At 55.9% G+C, this 6,600-nt stretch carries 5 protein-coding genes; 4 read left to right on the top strand and 1 reads right to left on the bottom strand.

The features are described from left to right. Window positions 1-174 precede the first annotated feature (174 nt). The gene (locus Q3Y58_RS04760) at window positions 175-798 is read right to left on the bottom strand and encodes an invasion associated locus B family protein (RefSeq protein ID WP_274216882.1); all 624 of its coding nucleotides are present in this window, start codon (window positions 796-798) and stop codon (window positions 175-177) included. A gap of 371 nt (window positions 799-1,169) precedes the next feature. Here Q3Y58_RS04760 and Q3Y58_RS04755 point away from each other — a divergent pair, with 371 nt between their 5' ends. The 4 genes from Q3Y58_RS04755 to Q3Y58_RS04740 are packed head-to-tail and all read left to right on the top strand — an operon-like array spanning window position 1,170 to window position 6,583. Next, window positions 1,170-2,999 (top strand): extracellular solute-binding protein, encoded by a 1,830-nt coding sequence (locus tag Q3Y58_RS04755; RefSeq protein WP_319621244.1) that lies wholly within the window; start codon window positions 1,170-1,172, stop codon window positions 2,997-2,999. A 20-nt stretch (window positions 3,000-3,019) separates the two neighbouring features. Further along, complete coding sequence (locus Q3Y58_RS04750; protein WP_274216880.1) at window positions 3,020-4,642, top strand: AMP-binding protein; 1,623 nt, start codon at window positions 3,020-3,022, stop codon at window positions 4,640-4,642. Window positions 4,643-4,650: 8 nt separating this feature from the next. Continuing rightward, window positions 4,651-5,889 (top strand): DNA-binding response regulator, encoded by a 1,239-nt coding sequence (locus Q3Y58_RS04745; RefSeq protein ID WP_319621243.1) that lies wholly within the window; start codon window positions 4,651-4,653, stop codon window positions 5,887-5,889. A 37-nt stretch (window positions 5,890-5,926) separates the two neighbouring features. Then, window positions 5,927-6,583, top strand: coding sequence for a DsbA family oxidoreductase (locus Q3Y58_RS04740; RefSeq protein WP_319621242.1), 657 nt, complete (start codon window positions 5,927-5,929; stop codon window positions 6,581-6,583). The last annotated feature ends 17 nt before the right edge of the window (window positions 6,584-6,600 follow it).

Genomic DNA, 6,600 nt, shown 5'->3' with positions numbered 1-6,600 from the left:
CTCTCGAGACTGACCATCTCAAAAGCGGTCTGCTGGGGGGAGGGTTTCTTCAACATACCCCATTGAATCAAAAGTCCCCGCATAAAGCGAGGACTTTCAATCACTTTGTCAGCAGTCTGAAACGCCGCCCCAATCGGAGCGGCGTTTTTTGTTCAACGTTGTCTCAACAACAACTTAGTTGTTTGCTGCTTCGCTCGCCTTGCGCTGCTGTTCGATCAGGCGCTGACGTGCTTCTTCCGCGCGCTTTTGCAGTTCGGACTGAAGCTGCTCTTGCTTGCGCTGCAGTTCTTCCGGCTTGATTGCCTCACCGTCGTAAACGCGGGTGAAACCAGAAAGCGTCATGTCAAACGGACGTGGCTTGCCCTGCTGGTTCAGCGTCGTGATGACCAGCTTGTTGCCGCGCTTCATGGAACCGATGAAAGCGTCGTCAATCACGAGTTCAGCGATACACGCATTCGGGAAACAGATGGTGTATTTGGCTTCGGTCGGGTTTGCAGCATCGATCTGAACACGCAGGCCAGGCTGGATCAGCATTCCTGGAGGAACTGCCAGGTGCAGAAGCTTGCGGCTTTCGCCGGTCACTTCGCGCACAACTGCCTGAGCAAGGAACTGGCCAGTGTCGGTACGCAGTTCCTGAGTGATGAGGCAAAATTCCTTCTTAGAGTTCGGATCAGTGTTACACACCTTTACCCAAGCATCATCAGGCTGAGCCTGTGCGGACGCAGCAGTCGAAAAGCCGAGTGCCGCCACGACAGCCATTGCCCCACCAGCAACAATGCGCTTCAAATGATTGGCCATTCCAAATTCCCTCAATTGTTTGCGGCCGACCATAACTGAAGACAGTGCATGTCGGCGACCTGTAAATCTGTGAGACAAGCTCTCTTCCACCACATAAACACAGCGGCTGATTGCGCCAGTGCACCCGCTTGAAGGGTTCAGAGTAAACACCAAAGCACGAAGAGGAATGCCATTTAGCCCCTGTTTAAACATGTCCACGGCAAATTTCTAGGCATAGAATACCCGTGAATGGGGGCTTTTCCAAAGGTCGGTAGGCTGGCGTTGTGACAGAATCATATTAAACATAATTCCTAAACAGTTCCCTAGGAGAAATCTGAATGGTCTCTTTCTGCAGTTCCCCAAGCGCTGTCTCCACCAAAAGGCTGCGCTTTATGCTTACTGCATTTCTCGGCATGGCCTTGGCCGCCCCCTTGAGCGTGAGCGCCCCCGCCTTCGCCGATGAGACCGTTCCATGGGGTCACGGAATTTCCATGCACGGAAAACCCGCGCTCCCGGAAGGGTTTACACACTTTCCTTATGCCAATCCCGATGCGCCCAAGGGTGGCCGTATCCGGCTTGGTGTTCAGGGTACCTTCGACAGCTTGAACCAGTTCATCCTGAAAGGGGCCTGGACCTCTGCGCGCGGCATGAAAGAGCGCCAGATGGGGCAGAACATTTTTGAAAGCCTTCTCATAAGATCTAACGATGAAGCGTTCACGCTTTATGGCCATCTGGCAGAAGCCGTACGGATGCCAGACGAGAGAAATTGGATAGAATTTCGCCTGAATCCAGCCGCCAAATTCTCCAATGACAAGCCTGTGACTGTGGAAGATGTGGAGTTCTCACTGAAGATCATGAGTGAGAAAGGACGCCCGCCATTCAAAGGCTGGTACAGCCGCATCACGGAGTTTGAACGTACCGGAGAACGCTCCATCAAGTTGCACTTCGCCGACGGCAAGGATCGCGAACTGCCCCTCTTGATTGCTTTGGCTCCGATCTTCTCCAAAAGCGATACGAATCCAGACACCTTTGACCAAAGCACCTTGGTGCCTCCGGTCGGCTCGGGCCCCTATACCTTTAAAGAAGTCGATCCCGGCCGCCGCGTGGTTTATGAGCGTGATCCTGACTACTGGGCTAAAGACCTGCCTGTAAAAGTCGGCTTTGACAATTTCGATGTGATCTCCATCGACTACTTCCGCGACAGCAATGCCTTGTTGGAGGCATTCAAGAAAGGCGATGTGGAAGCTTTGCAGATTGGGAACCCAGCCACCTGGGAGACCGGTTTCGACTTTCCAGCATTCAACGAAGGGCGGGTCGTCAAAGACGTCTTTGAAAAAGGAACCCCAGCCCCAATGCTGGGCCTCGCCTTCAACACCCGTCGTCCGCAGTTTCAAGACAAGCGCGTCCGGCAGGCGCTGGGTATGCTCGTTGATTTCGACTTCATCAATCGCACGCTCTTCCGCGGTCTCTACCAGCGCACGGCGGGCTATTGGGACAATTCCGAGCTGTCTTCCATTGGCCAGCCGGCCAGTGCACAAGAACGCGATCTCCTTGCTGAGTTTGAGGGCGCGGTTGATAGCGATGTAATGGATGGAACTTGGCGTCCCTCTCAGGCGGATGGTTCTGGCCGCGATCGCGCGGTACTTAGAGGCGCGCTTTCTCTGCTGCAAGAAGCCGGATACAAGCTGCAGGACCGCAAACTGGTAAACGCCGAAACAGGAGAGCCTCTTTCCTTCGAAATTCTCGTTCGTACTCAAGATGAAGAACGTGTGGCGCTGACCCTGCAACGCACCATGAAACTGGTTGGTGTGGATATGCAGGTCCGCTCCGTTGACGCCTCTCAGTTCGAGGAGCGCCGCTTCAACTTTGATTTCGACATGCTGTTCAACAGTTGGTCCGCTTCTCTGTCACCCGGCGGTGAACAATATGCCCGGTGGTCGTCTGAAGCTGCAGACATCAAAGGTTCGCGCAATATTGTTGGGGCAAAAGAACCTGCACTGGATGCTTTGATTGACGCCATGGTCGCGGCCCGCAGCCGTGAAGACTTCGTTGCCGCTGTTCGCGCCATGGACCGTGTGCTCATTTCCGGTGCTTATGCTATACCTCTTTACCACGTTCCCAATGAATGGGTGGGCCGCTGGACCACGCTGGAACACCCGGAAAAGAGCCCGACCTATGGTCATCAATACGACAATTGGTGGTCAGCCACCGCTTCTCAATAAGGGTCACTGACGGGGGCAACATGATCCTTTGTAGCGAAGAGACGATCGCGCAATACACCACCAGCGGTGTCTGGGGCTCGGTAACCTTGGATGCGCTGGTGAAACGCGCCGCGCAGACAAACCCGCACCAATTGGCACTGGTGGACGCGCCGGACCGCGCCCAATGGACCGGCGGCAAGCCGCGCAAATTGACGTTCAAGCAGGCAGAAGAAGAGATCAATCGCATTGCGGCGTTTTTCTCTGCCGTGGGGCTGGAACCCGACAAGGTGATCGGCATTCAAGCGCCCAACACAGTTGACACGGTGCTGACCATGCTGGGCGCCTGGCGGGCCGGTTTGATTGTGTCCCCCTTCCCGCTGCACTGGCGTCACCGGGAAATCCTTCAGGCTTTGAGCACGGTGGGCGCTAAGGCTTTCATCACCGCTGACCGTATTGAAGCGCGTTTCCTGGGCGAAGATGCGCGAGATGCCGCTGCTGATTATTTCTCGCTGAAGTTTGTCTTTGGCCTTGGCAGTTCCGTGCCAGATGGGGTGCTGGAGTTGGCCCCGCTCGTGCAGCAGTACGCGGAGGCTGCGGAAACAGTTGGGCGCAGCGCGGACAAGAACGCGGCCAACCACATCGCCACACTTACCTGGATCCAGACCAAACACGGTCCGGCACCTGTACCTAGAAGCCACAACCACTGGATCTCGGCGGGGTTGATGCCATTTCTGGAGGCGCGGCTGAAGACCAAGGCCAATCTGGTCGTGCCCTTTGTGGCCTGTGGCATGACTGGCATCGGCGCAGGGCTGGTTCCCTGGCTTTTGAGCGAAGGAACCTTGCACCTTCATCACCCGATTGCCCTTCACAGCCTCACCGACCATGCCAGAACGGTGGACGCGGATTATGTTCTGGTGCCAGGGGCGCTGGCCCCGCACATCGATGAAGCCTTGCAAGGCTGGAACACGGCCGTAACCGCTGTCTGGTCGCCGACCTCAACGCGCCCTGCCCGCTACAAATCAAATGGCACCTTCATAGATCTTCATGTGCTGGAGGACTTTGGTTTTGTCGCCAAACTGCGCGGCACCAATGTTCTGCCAAACAAATTGGAACTTGGAAACGTGCATGCGCCTTCCGGCAACATCCATGGCCCGGTGCTTATGTCTTTGGATACGCTGGATAACGGGGATGAAACCCTAATCACTTTGCAGGGGGCAATGGTGCCGAGCGCCAACTGGCCGGACGCGGAAACCTGCCTTGAACTCACCGAAAGTGGTTGTACTCAAACCAATCTTCCCGTTCAGATCGCAAACGGTGCGATTTCCGATTTTGGCCGTACCGGGACGATTGCACCTGATTCCTCTGAATTGCCACACCTTGATATGATCTACAGTGCATTCCCGGGGGTAAGCGAAGCGGCTGCTTTTCTGGTAGAAGATGAGGTACTGGGTGCCCGTTTAATGGTCGCAGTCGTGCCCAGCGAGGGTGCAACGGTAGATGTGGACGCATTCTATGCGTATCTGGATGCAGAACGCGTCAGCTTGGCGATGCTGCCCCACCGCATCTTCTCATTGCGCTCGCTGCCACGCTCGGAAGCGGGTGAAGTCGATAGAACAAGATTGGCACGCCGCTCTCAGCCAAGAGAGAAAACCGCGGTGGCCTGAGAGGACATATGACCCATCTGAGCTCCGTAAATCTGCAAGTAGAAGAGACCAGCAGCTTCGGGAAGATCCTGCTCCTGTCTCCCGTCAAGACGCACGTTCTTGACATGCTGGCACCGCTTGCGGAGCTTTCAGACCGGCTCACCATCATCCGCAGTCTTTCAGCGCTTCAGGATGAACTTGATCATGCTGCGCCGTTGCCCGTCTGCGTCATCCTGCCGTGGTCGGTGGCAAACCCACCAGAGCTGACGGAAATGGCCGCGTATCTGAAGGGATACAGACGCAACCAGCATGTTGAAGTGCCGTTGGTCATCATAACCTCAGGCAACGCGCAGGTGCCGCTCAACATGAAGGCCAGTGCGTGCTTTAGTGATGCCATTCCCCCAAGCGTATTGATCCCCCGCCTTGCCATGGTTCGGCGAATGGCCTTGCGCTCGGAAGAAGCGCGTTTGCGCCGCCGCTTGCTGGGAACACAGATCGCCTCGGAAACCTTCAGTGACATTGATGACAAGCCCACGCTGCTGCTTGCCGGGATGGGCGGGCATTTTGCGCTGGTACAGAGCCTGACTGACCGCAAGGCAGAAGTGATTGCAACCTTTACCGCTGACATGACACTGGAGTTCCTCGGACAGCGGACCTTTGAGGCACTGATGCTGGATGGGCCTCTTTGGGAAAGCTGCGATACAATTTCGCGCCTGAGAGCTGACCCGCGCTTTTACAGCTTGCCCACCCTTGCCTATGCCTCGAACCGAGAGGATGCGGAAACTTTGTACGCAGCAGGCGCTACGGACGTGCTGGTGGGCAACATGGCCGATCCGGCTGTCTATGGGCATCTGATGTCAGCTCTGCGCGCAGGACGGCGCCAGCGCCTCTCCAACGGCATTTTGACGGCCTCCAGCAAGCTGCTCTCACGGGGGCAGTCCAATGGATTGTTGGATGAGCAGATCTATCTCGATTACCTGGAGATGCTTAAGGACTCCACTGGTCGACGCGGCGAGTCCGTATTTGAGCTGGACCTTCTCGATTTGATTGGCCGCTTTACGGCTCACGACGATTCACTGATGTCCCGTAATAGAGACGCTTGGACAGGGACAGTTCTTTCTATCGCAATGGCCGTGTGCCGGGATGAGGACTTTGTCGCCAATGTCGAAAACCGGGGGCCGATCGCGCTTTTGCGCACCAAAAAGGGCATGGACCAGCTTTCCAGTCGCATCATGATGATGGTACGCACAACAGGTCTTGGTACCTGACCATAGGCGTCCCCGGCCACTCAACGAGAGCATAAAGATGTTTGGACCTGTTCCCCTCAAAGTCAGCGTGATTTCAGACGTGATGTGCCCTTGGTGCTACATCGGAAAACGGCGCTTTGAAAAGGCGCTGGCATTGGTGCCGGACATCAAAGTTGAAACCACATGGCTTCCGTTTCAGCTCGACAGTACGCTGCCAGCCGAGGGCAAAGACCGTCAGCTTTACCTTTCAGAAAAATTCGGGGGGGCGGAGCAAGCCAAGGATGTCTATTCCCGGATCGAGGCCGCAGGCCAGCAGGAAGAGATTCCATTTGCCTTCGACAAGATCACCAAGTCCCCCAACACCTTGAACGCACATCGGCTCATCCTGTGGGCTCAAGAAAACGACCGGCAGGAAGAGATGGTGGAAGCTCTGTTTCAGGCCTTCTTCATCGACGGAAAAGATTTGAGCCGTATCGACACGTTATCTGAGATTGCTGGGGATGCAGGCCTTGAGAGTGAGGCGATCCGTCGAAGGCTGGAAAGCGATGAAGACCTTGCCAATGTCAGTGCCGCTGTTGAGCAAGCCTCAGTGATGGGTGTTACTGGGGTGCCGTTCTTCGTGGTTGACAACCGGTTTGGCATTTCCGGGGCCGAGCAACCCGAAACCATCGCTGCAGCGCTGATGCATGCAGACCAGACCCGGTCCTTGAGCTGAAGACGCGGGACAGAGCC

The organism is Nesiotobacter zosterae, from assembly GCF_033843645.1.
Lineage (GTDB): Bacteria > Pseudomonadota > Alphaproteobacteria > Rhizobiales > Stappiaceae > Pseudovibrio > Pseudovibrio zosterae.
Note: the sequence above shows the minus strand (reverse complement) of the source record. Positions and strands in the feature narration are given on the sequence as shown.

What these genes read in the sequence shown, in the direction of transcription:
- Q3Y58_RS04740 (WP_319621242.1), top strand. Translation starts at nt 5,927, where the DNA reads ATGTTTGGACCTGTTCCCCTCAAAGTCAGCGTGATTTCAGACGTGATG.
- Q3Y58_RS04760 (WP_274216882.1), bottom strand. Translation starts at nt 798, where the DNA reads ATGGCCAATCATTTGAAGCGCATTGTTGCTGGTGGGGCAATGGCTGTC.
- Q3Y58_RS04750 (WP_274216880.1), top strand. Translation starts at nt 3,020, where the DNA reads ATGATCCTTTGTAGCGAAGAGACGATCGCGCAATACACCACCAGCGGT.
- Q3Y58_RS04755 (WP_319621244.1), top strand. Translation starts at nt 1,170, where the DNA reads ATGCTTACTGCATTTCTCGGCATGGCCTTGGCCGCCCCCTTGAGCGTG.
- Q3Y58_RS04745 (WP_319621243.1), top strand. Translation starts at nt 4,651, where the DNA reads ATGACCCATCTGAGCTCCGTAAATCTGCAAGTAGAAGAGACCAGCAGC.